Source organism: Shewanella sp. AS16 (assembly GCF_021412365.1).
Lineage (GTDB): Bacteria > Pseudomonadota > Gammaproteobacteria > Enterobacterales > Shewanellaceae > Shewanella > Shewanella salipaludis.
This window is the reverse complement of the sequence record NZ_JAKCLK010000280.1, coordinates 1-290: the sequence shown is the minus strand read 5'-3', so window position 1 is coordinate 290 and position 290 is coordinate 1. Positions and strand designations below refer to the sequence as shown.

General features: G+C 42.8%; 1 protein-coding gene and 1 pseudogene. One reads left to right on the top strand and one right to left on the bottom strand.

Going from position 1 to position 290, the window contains the following annotated elements:
- Positions 1-115: IS1 family transposase (locus LZP73_RS20305; protein ID WP_234236741.1), on the top strand; the 115-nt coding region annotated here is incomplete at its 5' end.
- A 10-nt stretch (positions 116-125) separates the two neighbouring features.
- On the opposite strand, the pseudogene LZP73_RS20300 reads toward LZP73_RS20305, so the two are convergent.
- A pseudogene (locus LZP73_RS20300) lies at positions 126-197 on the bottom strand (hypothetical protein); the annotation flags it as partial.
- Positions 198-290: the final 93 nt, after the last annotated feature.

The window sequence follows — 290 nt, the reverse complement described above, 5'->3', positions numbered from 1 at the left end:
GGCAAGGCTGGGACGGAAGTCACTGTCGTTCTCAAAATCGGTGGAGCTGCATGACAAGGTCATCGGGCATTATCTGAACATAAAACACTATCAGTACATAAAACACTATCAGTAAGTTGGAGTCATTACCTCCTCCCGAACTCAAAGCTATCATACAGATAATTACTGGTTAACCCTATATAGGGCATTTTAAAGTGTTGTGATCTTACCCAGCAATAGTGGACACGCGGCTAAGTGAGTAAACTCTCAGTCAGAGGTGACTCACAAGACAAAACAGTTTCAACCAGTAA